Annotated in this window: 11 protein-coding genes; 3 read left to right on the top strand and 8 right to left on the bottom strand. The window is 70.2% G+C overall.

Going from position 1 to position 18,355, the window contains the following annotated elements; translation table 11 throughout:
- Positions 1-12: 12 nt before the first annotated feature.
- The 3 genes from ACNJ93_RS15800 to ACNJ93_RS15790 all read right to left on the bottom strand — a co-directional run bounded on the left by ACNJ93_RS15800 (position 13) and on the right by ACNJ93_RS15790 (position 6,411).
- On the bottom strand, positions 13-1,707 hold the full coding sequence (locus tag ACNJ93_RS15800) for a serine/threonine protein kinase (RefSeq protein ID WP_418958044.1): 1,695 nt from the start codon (positions 1,705-1,707) through the stop codon (positions 13-15).
- A 117-nt stretch (positions 1,708-1,824) separates the two neighbouring features.
- The gene (murJ, locus tag ACNJ93_RS15795; protein ID WP_418958043.1) at positions 1,825-4,011 is read right to left on the bottom strand and encodes a murein biosynthesis integral membrane protein MurJ; all 2,187 of its coding nucleotides are present in this window, start codon (positions 4,009-4,011) and stop codon (positions 1,825-1,827) included.
- A gap of 45 nt (positions 4,012-4,056) precedes the next feature.
- A complete protein-coding gene (locus tag ACNJ93_RS15790; RefSeq protein WP_418958042.1) occupies positions 4,057-6,411 on the bottom strand; it encodes a DUF6049 family protein in 2,355 nt (784 codons plus the stop codon).
- Positions 6,412-6,590: 179 nt separating this feature from the next.
- Between ACNJ93_RS15790 and ACNJ93_RS15785 the strand changes: the two genes are divergently transcribed.
- Positions 6,591-8,057 carry a CCA tRNA nucleotidyltransferase gene (locus ACNJ93_RS15785; RefSeq protein WP_418958041.1) on the top strand — a complete coding sequence of 489 codons (1,467 nt, stop codon included), beginning with the start codon at positions 6,591-6,593 and terminating at the stop codon, positions 8,055-8,057.
- Positions 8,058-8,140: 83 nt separating this feature from the next.
- Here the strand turns inward: ACNJ93_RS15785 and ACNJ93_RS15780 are convergent, their stop codons facing one another.
- The 3 genes from ACNJ93_RS15780 to ACNJ93_RS15770 form a co-directional block, all read right to left on the bottom strand.
- Positions 8,141-9,391 (bottom strand): MFS transporter, encoded by a 1,251-nt coding sequence (locus ACNJ93_RS15780; RefSeq protein WP_418958040.1) that lies wholly within the window; start codon positions 9,389-9,391, stop codon positions 8,141-8,143.
- A gap of 106 nt (positions 9,392-9,497) precedes the next feature.
- On the bottom strand, positions 9,498-10,580 hold the full coding sequence (locus tag ACNJ93_RS15775) for an inositol-3-phosphate synthase (protein ID WP_418958039.1): 1,083 nt from the start codon (positions 10,578-10,580) through the stop codon (positions 9,498-9,500).
- Between the two features lie 48 nt (positions 10,581-10,628).
- Positions 10,629-11,318 carry a helix-turn-helix transcriptional regulator gene (locus ACNJ93_RS15770; RefSeq protein WP_418958038.1) on the bottom strand — a complete coding sequence of 230 codons (690 nt, stop codon included), beginning with the start codon at positions 11,316-11,318 and terminating at the stop codon, positions 10,629-10,631.
- Between the two features lie 370 nt (positions 11,319-11,688).
- Here ACNJ93_RS15770 and ACNJ93_RS15765 point away from each other — a divergent pair, with 370 nt between their 5' ends.
- Both ACNJ93_RS15765 and ACNJ93_RS15760 read left to right on the top strand, forming a co-directional pair.
- A complete protein-coding gene (locus ACNJ93_RS15765) occupies positions 11,689-14,418 on the top strand; it encodes a transglycosylase domain-containing protein (RefSeq protein ID WP_418958037.1) in 2,730 nt (909 codons plus the stop codon).
- A gap of 113 nt (positions 14,419-14,531) precedes the next feature.
- Positions 14,532-16,070 carry a glycosyltransferase family 87 protein gene (locus ACNJ93_RS15760; RefSeq protein ID WP_418958036.1) on the top strand — a complete coding sequence of 513 codons (1,539 nt, stop codon included), beginning with the start codon at positions 14,532-14,534 and terminating at the stop codon, positions 16,068-16,070.
- A gap of 10 nt (positions 16,071-16,080) precedes the next feature.
- Here ACNJ93_RS15760 and ACNJ93_RS15755 read toward each other — a convergent pair whose 3' ends face one another.
- Both ACNJ93_RS15755 and ACNJ93_RS15750 read right to left on the bottom strand, forming a co-directional pair.
- On the bottom strand, positions 16,081-17,112 hold the full coding sequence (locus ACNJ93_RS15755; RefSeq protein WP_418958035.1) for an alanine racemase: 1,032 nt from the start codon (positions 17,110-17,112) through the stop codon (positions 16,081-16,083).
- Between the two features lie 106 nt (positions 17,113-17,218).
- Positions 17,219-18,337, bottom strand: a complete 1,119-nt coding sequence (locus ACNJ93_RS15750) for a lipid II:glycine glycyltransferase FemX (protein ID WP_418958034.1) — start codon at positions 18,335-18,337, stop codon at positions 17,219-17,221.
- Between the last annotated feature and the right edge of the window lie 18 nt (positions 18,338-18,355).

The raw sequence follows: 18,355 nt of genomic DNA, 5'->3' as shown, positions 1-18,355 counted from the left end.
TCCCCTGCGACGTCAGCTCGTGATCTTGATTTCTGCGACCCTGCCTCGGTAGCCGCCCTCGCTGCTGGGCAGCTCGGTCAGCCAGACCAGAACGTAGCGTGTCTTCACCGGTGACTTCGGGGTGAGTGCCACATCCGATCCGGCGCCCGAGGTGAGCTTGGTGAAGCCGCCGAGAGACGTCGGCTGGGACGAGGCGTCCTCAGGGGCGGCGTGGAGTTCCACCTTGGTGTCGCCCTGGAAGGCGACGTCGACCTTGCCGACCTGCTGGACCGAGCCGAGGTCCAGTACGACACCGACGCCGTCCTTCAGCCGTCCGAAGTTCGGGTACGTGTAGTACTTGGCGGTCTGCCAGTGTGTGTTGCGATCGCCGTCGAAGACGTTGTCTATCGCGCGGGGGTTCTCCGAGCCGTCACTGAACGGGTCGAAGTCGTGCGCGTCCTTGATGGCGACGGGCTTGCCCGACTCGGGCTGCTTGTTCTCGGTGGGCTCGGGCTGCGTGGTCCGGGGGGCCTCCCGGCCCTTGTTCCGGTCCAGCAGCTTGTCCGCCACCTGCCAGCTGCCCAGGCCGAGCGCGGCGATGAGCAGGGCCGACACGGCCCACTTCAGCGCCTTGCCGGTGCGGGACTGCAGAGGCGCAGGCGGCTGTGGCATCGGCTGCGTGACGGGCGGGCCGGGCTGCGGACGCCCGTAGGTGCCCTTCTGATACGTGGTGCGCTGGTACTCGGCCGGGGCCGGGAACTCGGGCTCCGGGGGCCGGATCCGGGGCATCGCCGCGACGGCCTTGGCGAGCTCGTCCGGCGTGGTGCACGGCGGCTCCTGGCGGGAGGCCGTGGCACCGTCGTTGGCGAGGGCGCGCATGGCGAGCTCGGAGAGCCCACGGTGCACCCCGGCCCGCACCTGGTCGGGAGCGATCAGACCGATGTCCTTCGGGAGCCCGGTCAGACCGTACGCGTCGTTCTCGTACGGCCAGCGCTGGGTGAGCGCGGCGTACAGCAGGGCGCCGATCGCCTCCGTGTCGGTGCGCTGGGGGCGCTCGGCGCTGATGCCGCGCAGGGCGGCGTTCACGGCCAGCCCGCGGATCCGGTACTGGCCCGTGGAGCTGCGGAGCACCGCGCTCGGCGTGAGCCGGAGGTGGGCCAGACCCTCGCGGTGGGCGGCGGCCATGGCCTGGGAGACCTGCGAGACGAGCTGATAGGCGTCGTGCGGCTCCATCGGCCCGGCCGCGAGCAGGGCGGTCAGTTCGGTGGAGTCCGGGAGCCACTCGTGCACGACATAGACCAGGTCGTTCTCCTCGACGGCGTCGAGGACCTGCACGAACCGGGGGTCGCCGAGCAGAGCGGCGGACCGGGCGGCGGCGAGCACCGACCGGGCGCGGGGGTGATCGGCCGGCAGGACGTGGACCCCGACGGCTCGGCGGAGCTTCTCGTCGACGGCGCGCCAACTGCTGAAACCGTCCAGACGAGTGACGCACTCCTCCAGCCGGTAGCGTCTGGCCAGCTTGTGGCCGCTGTGGAGTTCGGGCGCCTCGATGACCGGGGGCGTGTCGTCCTTCTTCTCGTCCTTGCCGTCCGCCTCCGCCGCGGTTCGTTCCGCCGTGTCCTGCGTGTCCGCCACCCCGTCGGTCGCGGCCGTGTCCGCCTGGGCGGTCAGCGGGTCGTCACCGCTGTTGTCGGCCACGTCGACGGCAGCCGTGCTACGTTCCGCCACCGTCGTTCCTGCCTCCCCATCCGTTGCGCCACATCCAACAGCCATGCCAATTGTGCCCACAGTCCGGCGCTATGCACGACACGCGGCGGCGGACGATGGTTGTGCGAGGCCCGCCGGTCAGCGGCCCAGGCGGCCGCGCACCATGCCGACCATGGAGTTGAGCTCCGCGATCCGCATGCGGCGGGCCGCGACGAAGAACAGTCCGAACAGCACCACGGTGCCGACGACGAGCGCGACCAGCGAGCCGAACGCGCCGTTGCCGAGCGCCTTCAGCAGGCCGTAGCCGACCGCTCCCGCCACTACCGCGGCCGGCAGCGACGCCAGGCTCAGCCGGGCGTAGGTGCGCAGTACGTGCGCGCCGTCCAGGTCCCCGCCGAGCCGGTTGCGCAGTCGGCGCCAGGCGATGCCGACGCCCACGGCGTAGGCGAGACCGTACGAGGCGGCCATGCCGACCACCGCCCACTGCGAGGGCAGGACGAAGTAACAGGCCGCCGAGGCCGCCGCGTTGACGCCGGCGACGATGACCGTGTTGTAGAAGGGCGTCCGGGTGTCCTCGTAGGCGTAGAAGCCGCGCAGGACGACGTACTGGACGGAGTACGGGATCAGGCCGAGGCCGAAGGCCATGAGGATGAAGCCCATGCCCTGCGCCGCCTCGACGCCGCTGGACGCGTAGAGCAGGGTGCACATCGGGACGCCGAGCGCCAGGAAGGCGAAGGCGACCGGGACGATCGCCACCGCGGAGTTCCGCAGGCCCTGCGAGATGTCGTCGCGGACGGCGCCCGGGTCGTCGTCGTGGGCGGCGCGGGAGATGCGGGGCAGCAGCGCGGCCATGACGGAGACCGTGATGATCGCCTGCGGCATGCCCCAGATCAGCTGGGCGTTGGAGTAGGCGAGGAAGCCCGCGCCGTCCTTGCCCGAGGCCTCGCCCGCGGCGGTGGCCAGCTGGGTCACGACGAGCACGCCGGCCTGGTTGGCGAGGACGAACAGGACGGTCCACTTGGCCAGTTTGACGGTCTTGCCGAGACCGTGGCCCTTCCAGTCGAAGCGGGGACGGAAGCGGAAACCGGCCTCACGCAGGTAGGGGATCATCGCCAGCGCCTGGACCACCAGGCCGAGCAGGGTGCCGATGCCGAGGAGCCGGACACCCTCGTCCGGGATGGTGGTGACGCCCATCTGGGACTCGGCGGACGTGCCGTAGACCCAGATGAACAGGCCGAACGTCACGATCATCACGATGTTGTTGAGGACCGGGGTCCACATCATCGCGCCGAACTTGCCGCGTGCGTTGAGGATCTGACCCATCACCACGTGCACGCCCATGAAGAAGATGGTGGGCAGGCAGTAGCGGGCGAAGGTGACCGCGACGCTGTTGGCGTCGGGGTTGTCGGCGATGGTGTTGGACATCAGCCGGACCAGCAACGGCGCCGCGAACACGGCGATCGCCACGATCGCGCCGAGGGACACCATGACGAGGGTGAGCAGGCGGTTGGCGTACGCCTCGCCGCCGTCCTCGTCGTTCTTCATGGAGCGGACCAGCTGCGGCACGAAGACCGAGTTGAGGCCGCCGCCGATGGTCAGGATGTAGATCATCGTCGGCAGCGTGTACGCGACGGTGTAGGTGTCGCCCAGCAGCGCGGCGCCGAGCGCACCGGTGATCACCAGACTGCGGACGAAGCCCGTCAGCCGGGAGACGAGGGTGCCGGCCGCCATGACGGCGCTGGACTTGAGCAGCCCGGAGGCGCGGCCCCCCGACTTCTTCGGTGCGGGCGCGGGCATCGGATCCGGCTCCGGGGCGGGGGGCGGCACCTGGCCGCCGGGCGTCTGCTGGTCCCGGTACAGGTGCGCGAAGGCGTCAGGCTCAGGGGTCTCCTCGCCGGCCCGGGTCACCAGGTCGTCGACGCCGGTGAACTGGACCGTGCGGGCGTCGTCGCCGTACGGGAGGTGCCGGGAGGGCCCGTCGGGCTCGGGCGCGGGCGTCTGCGCCCACACCCGTGGGTCGGGGGCGTGCTGGGGGGCCGCGGGCTGCTCGTAGAGCGGCTGGGGCTCGGCATAGGTGCCCGGCGGGGGCGGGGGGTGCGCGGCCCGGTCGTAGAGCGCCTCCGTCACCGGATCCTGGGCGGACAGGTCCCGCTCCCGGTACGGATCGTGGTCGTAGGCGTCCTGGACGTAGGGGTCCTGAGCGTCGGGGGCGCCCGGCGTCGCCGGGTCCTCGCCGGGCCCGGGCGGCGGCGCGGGCGTCCCGCCGGACGGCGCAGCTGCGCTGCCCGCGCCCTGACCGCGGTCACCGTCGTACGGCGCGTTCATGCTTACCCCACCTCATCGTCCCCGGCCGACCGGCCACGACATCGCTCAACGGTCCACTTTCTCACCCGTGCCCGACGGGTCGCCGCTTTCGGGACCGGTGTCCGGCGTCGGGTCACTCGGCTGCTCGGGATCGTCGCCCTCCGCAGCCTCGGCCTCGCTCTCCGTACCGTTCTCCGCGGCCTCGGCCTCCTCGGCGGCCTCCGCCTCCGCGTTCCGTGCGGCGGCGCGCTTGCGCTGGCTGTACATGCGGACGCCGGCGAGCACCAGGAGCAGGACGCCGCCCGCGATGACGAGCATCACGGTCGGGGTGATCTCGGAGACCTTCACGGTGAAGGCCATCGGGCGGCCGTACGGCTTGCCGTCCTCCGTGTACAGCTGGGCCGTCATCGAGACCGGGCCGTTGGCGTTCGCCGACGCGGTGAACTTCACGGACTGGCTGTGCCCGCCGTCGATCTTCACCGGCTGCTCGGCCCACTCCTTGCCGTCGTCGAGGTGCAGACGGGTCGGCTTGGTCGAGGTGAGCCGGAGGACCAGGTTGTCGACCCCCTGCAGGAGCCTGTTCTGCACGGTGACCGGGATCGTCGCACTCCGGCCGGAGAGCGTGAGGTCGGACTTGTCGATCAGCCGGACCTGCTCCGTGAGGCCCTGCAGGTAGTCGAGGACCTCGATCCGGTACAGCGCGGCGGCCGGGGCCTGGCCGCGCCAGGAGGTGGACATCATGCGGCTGGTCGCGTTGCCGAACGGGGTCACCACCCGGTACGGCATGGTCAGGATGACTTCGAAGCCGTCCAGCTCTTCCTGGGTCTTCTTCATGTCGCGGAACGCCTCGACCGGCAGCTCCCGCTTGCGCAGCTTCTGCGGGTACCGGGAGGCGCTCGGCACGTCCGTCTCCGCCTGCGGGTCCGGGCGGACCGCGGAGGCGGCGATCAGGTCCATGGACTGGGTCCAGCGCTGCGGGGCCAGACCGCGCAGTGCGGTCGCCATCGTCTGGGCCTGCGCCGCGGTCGGCATCCGCTGGGGAGCGACGACGACGCTGCGGGACTTGTCAGGGGCCTGCAGGGTGATGGCCAGGGTCTGGGCGAGGAAGCGCTGCACCGCGAGCGTGGAGTTCTCGGCCCGGGTCAGGTCGCTCTGGAAGCCCGTGGAGAGCGAGGCGTCCGCGACGACCGCGGTGGTGCCGCCGCCGATCGGGCGGGCCGCCGTGGGCGTGTAGCTGAGGTCGTCGCGGAGGCTGTCGCTGCGGGCGATCACCTTGCGGGCGCCCGCCGAGGTGGCGACGTCCACGATCGCCGGGTCGACGGCCCCTTCGACCGGCCAGGCGAAGTCGGTGGACGGGGTCACGTGGAGGACCGTCTCCACGGTGGTCCGGGCGACCTCGGTGGCCGGCTTCAGCTGGCCGAGCGAGCCCGAGACGTCCTTGCCCCGATGGGCGAGGGAGGCGAGGTCCGGGTCGGCGAAGGGCAGGGCGACCACCTTCTTGCCGGCCACCGCCTGCTCCAGGGAGCTCAGCCACCGTTCGGCGACTTCCTGGTTCCGGCCCGGCTCCGTGTCCGTGCCGCTCTTGACGTTGTAGGGGCGCGTCATGGCGTCGACGGTGGCCAGGAGGTCCGGGTCGACGACCCAGGTGACGGGCAGCTCCTTGCCGAGCGCGACCATGCGCTCCAGCCGGCCGCCGGGGGCCAGCTCGGCGGCGAGGTCGTCGTTCTCGAAGACCGGGGTCTGCTGGTCGTCGGGGCCCGTCTCGGCCGAGACACGGGACGAGGAGATCAGCGGCCACAGGTACGTGAGCTGGGTCTTCTTCTTGGTGGCCTCGGGCTGCCAGGGCAGGAAGGTCCGCTCGATGCCGAGGACCCGGTCGTACCCCTGGGACGAGGTCCGCCCGGAGAGGGAGACGCCGAGCTGGTAGACGCCCGGATCGTCCAGGCCCAGCTTGGCGACCGGCACGGACAGGGTGAAGTCCGCGCTGAGCCCGGAGCCCAGTCGCGGGATCTTGACCGTGTAGGGACCGCCCAGCGGGGCGGGGTCACTGTCCGCGCGGTAGCCGGTGCGGCGCGCCGCCTCGTCGATCGAGCTGCGGTTGTCGAGCGGGGGACCGACCCGCAGATCCACGGTCGCGGTGGTGACGGCCTGACGGCTGTTGTTGGTCACCGTGCCGCTGACCGTGAGGGTGTCGCCCTCCAGCGGGGCGCTCGGCGTCAGTGTGTCGAGGGACACGTCCACGGTCCGGGAGCCGGTGGGCTCCTTCTCGGCCACGGGGCCGGCCGTGGGCGCGGCCGAGGCGACGGGTACCTGGAGCAGGCCGGCGAGCAGCGGCGCCGCGGCGGCCAGGGTCGCCGTGCGCCGGAGCCACCGGCGGGCAGGTGAGGGAGAGGACCCCTGGATGTCTGCCGCCTCGGCCACGCGTTCGCCCGTCCTCGTCGTTGTCAGTGGTGTCGGTGCTTGCCCGTGCTGTGTCCACGCATGGTAACGAGGCACGCTGTGGCGAAGTGCTGGGGACTGCTCCAGCAGTTGTGATCAACGCCGGGGCGGGGCGGAAACCCGGACGCCCCGGGCGGCGGGGACACGTACCCTTTTCTGTTGTGCCGAACGCCAACGAAGACAACCCGACTGCACTGAGCCAGGTGCAACGCCGCGCGGTCAGCGAACTGCTGCGCGTCTCCCCCGCCGCCGACGACCTCGCCCGCCGTTTCCAGGAGGCGGGTTTCCGCCTCGCGCTGGTCGGCGGCTCGGTTCGGGACGCGTTGCTCGGGCGGCTCGGCAACGACCTCGACTTCACCACCGACGCCCGGCCCGAGGACGTGCTGAAGATCGTCCGGCCGTGGGCGGACGCCGTCTGGGAGGTCGGGATCGCCTTCGGGACGGTCGGCTGCCAGAAGGACGCGCGTGTCGGCGACACGGTGCAGCGCTTCGAGATCGAGATCACCACGTACCGCTCCGAGGCGTACGACCGGACCTCGCGCAAGCCCGAGGTCTCGTACGGCGACTCCATCGAGCAGGATCTCGTCCGCCGGGACTTCACGGTGAACGCCATGGCGGTCGCGCTGCCCGAGAAGGAGTTCATCGACCCGCACGGCGGTCTGGAGGACCTCGCGGCCCGCGTGCTGCGCACCCCCGGCACCCCTGAGGAGTCCTTCTCCGACGACCCGCTGCGCATGATGCGTGCCGCGCGCTTCGCCGCCCAGCTCGACTTCGAGGTGGCGCCCGAGGTGGTGACGGCCATGAAGGAGATGGCCGAGCGCATCGAGATCGTCTCCGCGGAGCGGGTCCGGGACGAGCTCAACAAGCTGGTGCTCGCCGCCCACCCGCGCAAGGGCCTTGGGCTGCTCGTGGACACGGGGCTAGCCGATCACGTTCTGCCCGAGCTTCCGGCGCTGCGTCTGGAGAGCGACGAGCACCACCGGCACAAGGACGTCTACGAGCACTCGCTGACGGTCCTGGACCAGGCGATCGCGCTGGAGGACGAGGGGCCGGACCTCGTGCTGCGTCTGTCCGCCCTGCTGCACGACATCGGCAAGCCGCGTACCCGCCGCTTCGAGAAGGACGGCCGGGTCTCGTTCCACCACCATGAGGTGGTCGGGGCGAAGATGACGAAGAAGCGCATGACGGCGCTCAAGTACTCAAACGAGATGATCAAGGACGTCTCGCGTCTCGTCGAGCTGCACCTGCGCTTCCACGGCTACGGCTCCGGGGAGTGGACCGACTCGGCGGTGCGGCGCTATGTGCGTGACGCCGGCCCGCTGCTGTCGCGCCTGCACAAGCTGACGCGCTCGGACTGCACCACGCGGAACAAGCGCAAGGCCGCCGCCCTGTCCCGGACCTATGACGGCCTGGAGGAGCGGATCGCCCAGCTCCAGGAGCAGGAGGAGCTCGACTCGATCCGGCCCGACCTGGACGGCAACCAGATCCAGGAGATCCTCGGGATCCGCCCGGGGCCGGCCGTCGGCAAGGCGTACAAGTTCCTGCTGGAGCTGCGCCTGGAGAACGGGCCGATGGAGCATGACGAGGCGGTCGCCGCCCTGAAGGAATGGTGGGCGGCTCAGGACTGAGCCGCCGCGCGCTTCCATGTTTCACGTGAAACATGGGGCGGCGATGCGAGCAAGGGGCGATGTTTCACGTGAAACATCGCCCCTCATGCTGTCCGGCGGAGGAACAGCGCCGTGCCGCCGTAGAGGACGGCGACCATCACGACCAGCGGGACGGAGCGGCCGTCCGGCGGGAGCATCAGGGCGGCCACCCCGGCCGCGGCGACGAAGGCGACGTTGAACAGAACGTCGTAGAGCGAGAAGATCCGGCCTCGGTACGCGTCGTCCGCCGCGGTCTGCACGACGGTGTCGGTCGCGATCTTCGCGCCCTGCGTGGCGAGCCCCAGGATGAACGCGGCGACCATGAAGGGCGCAGGGGCGAAAGTCAGGCCCAGTGCCGGTTCGAGAACAGCGGCCGTCGCCGCGCAGGCCGTCATCCAACCGAAAGCGCCGAGCCTCCCCACGGTCCACGGTGAGATCACCGCCGCGGCGAAGAACCCCGCGCCCGAGATCGCGACAGCCAGCCCCAGGAGCGCCAGCCCGTCCGACTCGGTCTTGCCCCAGGTGTATCGGCAGAGCATGAGCACGGCTACGGTGAGCGCCCCGTAGCAGAAGCGCATCACCGTCATCGCGCCCAGCGCACGCGCCGCCGGACGGCGCTCGGCCAGATGGCGCAGCCCCTCCCGCAGCCCCCGGGCGGTCGAGGCGACGGCGGCCGCGATCCGGGGCTGCGGCCGAATGTCGTCGGGCCCGAGCAGGGCGCGGGACATGCGCAGGGCCGCGAGGGCCGCGCAGAGGTAGAGGAGCGCGCCGACCGCCACGACCACGGCGTCCGAGTCGGAGGCGAGCAGCCGTACCCCGAAGGCGATGCCGCCCCCGAGGGTCGCAGCGAGAGTTCCGGCGGTAGGCGACAGCGAGTTGGCGACGACCAGCCGCTCGGAGTCCACGACACGGGGCAGCGCTGCCGAGAGCCCCGCGAGGACGAAGCGGTTGACGGCGGTGACCGAGAGCGCCGAGGCGTAGAAGATCCAGTCCGGGACGGAGGCCAGGATGAGGAAGGCCGTACCGGTGGCGAGCAGAGCCCGGAGCAGATTGCCGTACAGGAAAACCTGCCGGCGCGGCCAGCGGTCCAGGAGAACCCCGGCGAAGGGGCCGACGAGCGAGTACGGCAGCAGGAGCACCGCCATCGCCGAGGCGATGGCCGCGGGCGAGGTCTCCTTCTCCGGGGAGAAGACGACGTACGTGGCCAGGGCGACCTGGTAGACGCCGTCGGCGCACTGCGACAGCAGCCGGACGGCGAGCAGACGACGGAAGTTCGTCAGGCGCAGGAGTACGCGCAGATCACGTACGACGGGCATGGCAGCAAGACTCACACACCGTGACGCGCAAACGGCAGAGGGTCCCCGGGCGTTTGCCGCGGGGACCCTCTGCCGTCGGTCACGACTCAGCGCTCCTGGGGAGTGCTCAGCGCTCGACCTCGCCCTTGATGAACTTCTCGACGTTCTCGAAGGCCTCGTCGTCGAAGTACTGCACCGGCGGGGACTTCATGAAGTAGGAGGAGGCCGAGAGGATCGGGCCGCCGATGCCGCGGTCCTTGGCGATCTTCGCGGCGCGCAGGGCGTCGATGATGACACCGGCCGAGTTCGGGGAGTCCCAGACCTCGAGCTTGTACTCCAGGTTCAGCGGGACGTCGCCGAACGCACGGCCCTCCAGTCGGACGTACGCCCACTTGCGGTCGTCCAGCCAGGCCACGTAGTCCGACGGGCCGATGTGGACGTTCTTCTCGCCCAGGTCGCGGTCCGGGATCTGCGAGGTGACGGCCTGCGTCTTCGAGATCTTCTTGGACTCCAGACGCTCGCGCTCGAGCATGTTCTTGAAGTCCATGTTGCCGCCGACGTTCAGCTGCATGGTGCGTTCCAGGCGGACACCGCGGTCCTCGAAGAGCTTCGCCATGACGCGGTGCGTGATGGTGGCGCCGACCTGGGACTTGATGTCGTCGCCGACGATCGGGACGCCCGCCTCGGTGAACTTGTCCGCCCACTCCTTGGTGCCGGCGATGAAGACCGGGAGGGCGTTGACGAACGCGACCTTGGCGTCGATGGCGCACTGCGCGTAGTACTTCGCCGCGTCCTCGGAGCCCACGGGCAGGTAGCAGACGAGCACGTCGACCTGCTTGTCCTTCAGCACCTGGACGACGTCGACCGGCGCCTCGGCCGACTCCTCGATGGTCTCGCGGTAGTACTTGCCGAGACCGTCGAGCGTGTGGCCGCGCTGGACCGTCACGCCGGTCTGCGGGACGTCGCAGATCTTGATGGTGTTGTTCTCGCCGGCGCCGATGGCGTCCGCCAGGTCGAGGCCGACCTTCTTCGCGTCCACGTCGAAGGCGGCCACGAACTCGACGTCGCCCACGTGGTAGTCGCCGAACTGGACGTGCATCAGCCCCGGCACCTTGGACGCCGGGTCGGCGTCCTTGTAGTACTCGACGCCCTGTACCAGCGAGGCGGCGCAGTTGCCCACGCCGACGATGGCTACGCGAACCGAACCCATTCCGGTTGCTCCCTGTGTGATCTTCGAGGGCCTGCTGGAGGCAGTCCCTCACTTGGTGGTGTCGTCGGACGGATCCGGCCGGGTACTGCCCCCGTGCCGGGGCAGGCCGCCCGTGTCTCCAGAAATCCTGTCGTGTCGAGCGGGGTCCTCGGGGGTCTCGGGGCCGGACCGCTGGTCCCGCCCCGCCCGCTCGCTCTCGATGAGCTCGTTCAGCCAGCGCACCTCGCGCTCCACGGACTCCATGCCGTGGCGCTGCAGCTCGAGTGTGTAGTCGTCGAGACGCTCCCGCGTCCGGGCGAGGGAGGCCCGCATCTTCTCCAGGCGCTCCTCCAGCCGGCTGCGCCGGCCTTCGAGGACGCGCATCCGGACTTCGCGCTCGGTCTGGCCGAAGAAGGCGAAGCGGGCGGCGAAGTGCTCGTCCTCCCAGCTGTCCGGACCGGTGTGGGAGAGGAGCTCCTCGAAGTGCTCCTTACCTTCCGCGGTCAGCCGGTACACGATCTTCGCGCGACGCCCGGAGAGGGTCGTGGCCAGAGCGTCCTCGGGGGCGCTGCCGGGCTCCTCGATCAACCAGCCGTTCGCGACCAGCGTCTTGAGGCACGGATAGAGGGTGCCGTAGCTGAACGCGCGGAAGATGCCCAGCGAGGTGTTGAGCCGCTTGCGCAGCTCGTACCCGTGCATCGGGGCTTCACGGAGCAGTCCGAGCACGGCGAACTCGAGGATTCCGGAGCGTCTGCTCATGCATCGCCTCCTCCGTCGCCGGGCTCATATGCCGCACTGATGTATCGACTCGATACATCCTGACGATAGAACGACCCCTTGATCGCGACAAGTGGGGCTCGCGTGACCGGCGTCACATTGTCAATTCGTCGCACACGACTTGCCTGATTTGAGGTGAACTTCAGCCCTAGGCGGGTTTTGGCCGTGCGTAGTCTGTGCGGCATGCAGACCACCGGGAACCACGAGGCGCCGATGTTCGTCAGTGCTCTCGATGCACCGGCTGCAGTGAAGCGGATGAGCCCCTCCGGAGGCCCGTCCGTATTCATTTCGGGGGGACCGGAACCAATTGCCGCTTCCAGGCCAACGCGCCTGCCCGAGGAGTAGTCGTTCGATGAGCGAGCACCGTCGCAAATCGCCGCAGCCGCAGCCGCCCGCCGGCGGACGGGCAGCGGCCCGGCGCGCCGCCCAGCAGCCGATGGGCCGCAGGTCCCAGGCGCGTGATGTCAGCATGGGATCCCCCTCCTCGCCCTACGGCGACGAGGCCCCCTACGGCGGCCGGGCCGCGGCTCGGCGCGCCGCCCAGCAGCGTGGCGGAAGGCGCGCGGCCGGCGGCGGTGCGGGCGGCCACGGCGGCGGTGGTCGGCGTGGCGGCGGAGGCGGCGGTTACGACGGCGGCCGGGGCCGCGGCGGCGGTCGTCCGCCGGGCCGGAAGCGCATGATCGACTACCCGCGCTACGGGAAGTACGGCTGGCGCCGCTGGGTGCCCTCCTGGAAGCTGGTCTCCGGCCTCACGCTGGGGTTCCTGGGCCTGCTGATGGGCGGTGCGACGATCGCCTACTCGATGGTGGTCGTGCCCAACGAGGACGACGGCGCGAAGGCCCAGAACAACGTCTACTACTGGTCGGACGGCACCCAGATGGCCGCCACCGGTGGTGAGGTGAACCGGCAGATCCTCGCGTACGACGCCATTCCGAAGGCGATGCAGGACGCGGTGGTCTCCGCCGAGAACAAGACGTTCTGGACCGACTCCGGCATCGACCCGATGGGCATCGGCCGGGCCGTGTTCAACATGGCCAGGGGCGGACAGACCCAGGGTGGCTCGACCATCACCCAGCAGTACGTGAAGAACAACCGCCTCGCAGACCAGTCGCAGACCCTGAGCCGCAAGGTCAAGGAACTCTTCATCTCGATGAAGGTCGGCAACACCTACAAGAAGCCCGAGATCATGGCGGGCTATCTCAACACGGCGTACTACGGCCGCGGCGCCTACGGCCTCCAGGCCGCGGCGCGTGCCTACTACAACAGGGACGCCAGCCAGCTCACCGTCAGTGAGTGCGCCTTCCTCGCTTCGGTGCTGAAGGGCGCCACGTACTACGACCCCGCCGGTGCCCCCGAGATCGACACGGAGGCGAGCCCCGAGAAGAACACCGCGCGCGCGGTCAAGCGCTGGAAGTGGATCCTGGACGAGATGGTGAAGGACGGGAGCCTGCCCGCTGCGGAGCGCGCCAAGTTCCCCGAGTTCCCGATGCCGGTCCTGCCGAAGAAGGACGCCGCGCTCAGCGGGCAGAAGGGCTACTTGGTGAGCCTCGCCAAGGCGTACTTCCTCAACAACAACGACCAGGGCATCACCGAGGAGCAGCTCTCGCGGGGCGGCTACGAGATCTACACGACCTTCGACAAGGACAAGGTCACGGCGCTCGAAGAGTCGGTCAAGAAGATCCGCCAGGAGTACATCGACCCGCAGAAGCGCCCCAAGTACGACACGCACGTCCAGTTCGGCGGCGCCTCGGTCGACCCGGCGAGCGGCGCCATCGTCGCGATCTACGGCGGCGAGGACGCGACCAAGCACTTCACGAACAACGCCGACCAGACCGGTGCGATGGTCGGTTCGACGTGGAAGCCGTTCGTCCTGGCGGCGGCCATGAACGACGGCGTCCGCGACCCGAAAGACCCGTCCATCCGCAGGAAGGTCGACCCGGACAAGAGCCGCTACGACGCCAAGCACAACCTCGTGGTCAAGAACTACGACGGCACGATCTGGCACGACGAGAACGGCAAGGAGTGGAAGCAGGCCAACGAGGGTGACAGGAGCTACGGGCCCATCAGCCTGCGCCGCGCCATGGTCAAGTCGGCCAACTCGCCGTTCGTGCAGCTGGGCATGGACGTCGGCATCGACAAGGTGCGCGAGGCGGCCAAGAACGCGGGCCTGAAGGACGACAACTCGATGGTCAAGGGCGAGGTTCCCTCGTTCTCCCTGGGCATCTCCCACCCGAGCGCCATCCGCATGGCCGGCTCCTACGCCACCTTCGCGGCCAACGGCGAGCAGCGTGAGCCGTTCTCCGTCAAGGAGGCGAAGAAGGCGGGCAAGATCGTCTTCAAGCACGAGGTCAAGACGAAGCAGGGCTTCACCACCGCCGTGGCCAGCAACATCACGGACGTCCTGCGGTCCGTGGTCGAAGACCCCGAGGGCACCGGCACCAAGGCCGCCATCCCGGGCCGACAGGTCGCCGGCAAGACCGGTACCACCGACGACAACATGTCGGCCTGGTTCGTCGGCTACACGCCGCAGTTGTCGACGGCGATCGACATGTACCGCCTCGACGACAACGAGAAGAACACGAAGCGCGAGTTCCTCCCGATGTACAACACGGGTGGGCAGCAGACGATCCACGGTTCGTCGTTCCCCTCGCGGATCTGGAAGGACTACATGACCAAGGCGCTCAAGGGCCAGCCGGTCAAGACCTTCCCCGAGCCGGAGGACCTGCCGGACGCCGAGGCCGTCTACGGCGGCGGCGCCGCCAGCCCGACGCCGACGCCGACGAACTCCCCCTCGGGCACCCCGTCCGACATGCCGTCCACGCTTCCGTCGCAGCGTCCCTCCGACCGGCCCAAGCCGGGCAAGACCTGCGACATGCTGGACTGGGACTGCGAGCCCACGGGTGGCCAGGACGGTGGCACGACCGACGGCGGAACGACCGACGGGGGCACCACCGACGGAGGAACAACCGACGGAGGAACCGGCGGACTGCCGTCACCCACAGAGACCGCAGGCAACGGCGGCAACGGCAACGGCGGCAAGACCGACGGCGGCGGAGGCTTCTTCGGCGGCGTCGACGGCTAGCCGCCCCAGCGGACAGCTCCTGTGAGGGCCGCCGTGACCGGACGTACACCCCGTACGAGCCGGCCACGGCGGCCCTCGCCGCGTTCCGGGGCGCGTACGGCAGGATGTCCCCCATGCCGAGCCACCAGAACACGCGCCCGCGGCAGGACCGGCCCGTGGTGCAGCCCACCCGACAGGACGAGGTCGCAGCCAGAGGCAGCGAGCTGCTCGGCGGACCGATCGGCCGCTGGGCCCGGGCCGGCGGGCACTCGCTGACGCCCGTGCGCGTGGTCGCGCTGGTGGCCATCGGCATGTTCGCGCTCGGCATGGTGCAGAAGCTGCCCTGCTACAACTGGGCCTGGTTCCGCGGGGCCACCTCGCAGTACATGCACGCCTGCTACTCCGACATCCCGCACCTGTTCGTCGGACGTGGCTTCGCCGACGGGCTGATCCCCTACTTCGACCGGCTCGGCGGCGACATGGAGTACCTCGAGTACCCCGTGCTCACCGGTCTTTTCATGGAGGTCGCGTCCTGGCTGACGCCGGGCGGCGACGACATCGTGCACCGCGAGCAGATGTACTGGATGGTCAACGCGGGCATGCTGCTGGTCTGCGCGGCCGTCATGGCCGTCTGTGTGGCCCGCACGCACCGCCGCCGCCCCTGGGACGGCCTGCTGGTCGCCCTCGCGCCGGCCTTCGCGCTGACCGCCACCATCAACTGGGACCTGCTCGCCGTGGCCCTCACGGCCGCGGCCATGCTCATGTGGTCGCGCGGCCGGGCGCTCGCCTTCGGCATCCTCATCGGCCTGGCCACCGCCGCCAAGCTCTACCCGGTGCTGCTGCTCGGCCCGCTGCTGCTGCTGTGCTGGCGGGCCTGGAAGTGGCGGGAGTTCGGGGTGGCGCTGCTCGGCGCCGCCGGGTCCTGGCTCGTGGTGAACCTGCCGGTGATGGTGCTGGCGCCGGTCGGCTGGAAGAAGTTCTACACGTTCAGCCAGGAACGGAACGTGGACTTCGGCTCCTTCTGGCTGATCATCACCCAGCGCACCGGCCGGCCGATCGAGCCCGAGACCGCCAACACCTACGCCATCCTGCTGATGCTCCTGGCCTGCGCCGGGATCGCCGCGCTGGCGCTGACCGCGCCGCGCCGGCCGCGGTTCGCCCAGCTCGCCTTCCTGGTGGTGGCGGCGTTCGTCCTCACCAACAAGGTCTACTCGCCGCAGTACGTGCTCTGGCTGATCCCGCTGGCCGCGCTGGCCCGGCCGCGCTGGCGCGACTTCCTGGTCTGGCAGACCTGTGAGGTGATGTACTTCCTCGGCATCTGGACGTACCTCGCGTACACGACCAGCGGCAACAAGCAGGGACTGCCGACCGAGGGCTACCAGTTCGCGATCCTGCTGCACCTGCTCGGCACGCTGTTCCTGTGCGCGATGATCGTCCGCGACATCCTGATGCCGGAGAAGGACGGCGTGCGGCGGGACGGCTCGGACGACCCCTCCGGCGGCGTCCTGGACGGCGCGGAGGACGTGTTCGCCCTCGGCAGGGCGGCCCGCCCGGCCCGGCACGCGGCGCACGCCGTGGAGGGGCCGCGGGTGGAGTGGGGTGCTCCGCAGGAGCTCGCCGACGGGCCCGGGGACCAGGGCCTTCCCGGCCCCGGTCCGGCGGCGCGGCCGTGAGGGACCGGACCTAGCGGTCGACCAGCCGGTCGTACTGGGTGGTCGTGTGGCGCAGGTGCGCGACGAGCTCGTCGCCCACCTTCGGCTCCTGGGCGTCCGAGGGGACGAACAGGATCGACACCTGCATGTGCGGCGGCTCGGCGAACCAGCGCTGCTTGCCGGCCCAGACGAACGGCGAAAGGTTCCGGTTGACCGTCGCGAGGCCGGCGCGGGCCACGCCCTTGGCGCGGGGCATCACGCCGTGCATGGCCTTCGGGGCCTCCAGGCCCACGCCGTGCGAGGTGCCGCCCGCGACGACGACGAGCCAGCCGTCCGAGGCGGCCTTCTGCTGGCGGTAGCCGAAGCGGTCGCCCTTGGCGACGCGGGTCACGTCGAGCACCGCGCCGCGGTACTCGGTGGCCTCGTGGTCGCCCAGCCACAGCCGGGTGCCGATCCGGGCGCGGAACCGGGTCTGGGGGAACTGCTGCTGCAGCCGGGCCTGCTCCTCGGCCCGCAGGTGGCTGACGAACATGGTGTGCAGCGGCAGCCGGGCGGCGCGCAGCCGGTCCATCCAGCCGATGACCTCCTCGACGGCGTCCGTGCCGTCGGTGCGGTCGAGCGGAAGGTGCAGGGCGAAGCCCTCCAGGCGCACGTCCTCTATGGCGCTGTGCAGCTGGCCGAGGTCCTCCTCGTGGATGCCGTGCCGCTTCATCGAGCTCATGCACTCGATGACGACGCGGGCGCCGACCAGGGCGTGCACCCCGTCCACCGACGAGACGGAGCGGACGACCCGGTCCGGCAGCGGTACGGGCTCCTCGCCGCGCCGGAACGGCGTGAGGACCAGCAGGTCGCCGCCGAACCAGTCCTTGATGCTCGCCGCCTCGTACGTGGTGCCCACGGCCAGCATGTCCGCGCCGAACCGGGCGGCCTCGTCGGCCAGCCGCTCGTGCCCGAAGCCGTACCCGTTGCCCTTGCAGACCGGCACGAGGCCCGGGAACTGCTGGATCACGGACTTCTGGTGCGCCCGCCAACGAGCGGTGTCGACGTAGAGGGAGAGCGCCATGGCCGGCCCGGAGCCTTTCTGTGGGTGCGGTGGATCAACGACGTGCACGAGCGACGAGGTGCAGGAGCGCGTCGACGTGCAGGAGAGCTACGAGACTACGCAACCCTCAGCGGCGCGACATGTAGATGTCGAGAGCCTTGTGGAGCAGCTTGTTCAGCGGGAAGTCCCACTCGCCGACGTACTCGACGGCCTCGCCGCCCGTGCCGACCTTGAACTGGATCAGGCCGAAGAGGTGGTCGGTCTCGTCGAGGGAGTCGGAGATGCCCCGGAGGTCGTACACCGTGGCGCCCATCGCGTACGCGTCGCGCAGCATGCGCCACTGCATCGCGTTCGACGGCCGCACCTCGCGGCCGATGTTGTCGGAGGCGCCGTACGAGTACCAGACGTGGCCGCCGACGACGAGCATGGTCGCGGCGGACAGGTTCACCCCGTTGTGGCGGGCGAAGTACAGCCGCATGCGGTTGGGGTCCTCGGCGTTGAGGACGGTCCACATGCGCTGGAAGTACGAGAGCGGGCGCGGCCGGAACTTGTCGCGGACGGCGGTGATCTCGTACAGGCGCTGCCACTCGGCCAGGTCCTCGTAGCCGCCCTGCACGACCTCGACGCCGGCCTTCTCGGCCTTCTTGATGTTGCGTCGCCACAGCTGGTTGAAGCCCTTGAGGACGTCGTCCAGGGAGCGGTTGGCGAGCGGGACCTGGAAGACGTAACGGGGCTGCACGTCGCCGAAGCCGGCGCCGCCGTCCTCGCCCTGCTGCCAGCCCATGCGGCGCAGCCGGTCGGCGACCTCGAAGGCACGCGGCTCGACGTGGGTGGCCTGGACGTCCTTGAGACGCTTCACGTCCGGGTCCTGGATGCCGGACTTGATGGCGGCCGCGTCCCAGCGGCGGATGACCACCGGCGGGCCCATCTTCACGGAGAAGGCGCCCTGCTGCTTCAGGTGCGCCAGCATCGGCTGCAGCCAGTCGTCGAGGTTGGGCGCGTACCAGTTGATGACCGGGCCCTCGGGCAGGTAGGCCAGGTAGCGCTTGAGCTTGGGCAGCTGCCGGTAGAGCACCAGGCCCGCGCCCACGAGCTCACCGCTCTTGTCGAACCAGCCGAGGTTCTCCGAGCGCCACTCGGTCTTCACGTCCGCCCATGCCGGGACCTGGCAGTGGCTCGCCGCGGGCAGGCTCTGGATGTACGCCAGATGCTGCTCTCGGCTGATGGTCCTCAGGGTCAGGCTCATGCGGGGCGCTCCTCGGCA

This window comes from Streptomyces tritici, from assembly GCF_048500665.1.
GTDB classification, from domain to species: Bacteria; Actinomycetota; Actinomycetes; order Streptomycetales; family Streptomycetaceae; genus Streptomyces; species Streptomyces tritici.
This window is presented reverse-complemented; position numbering and strand designations above follow the sequence as displayed.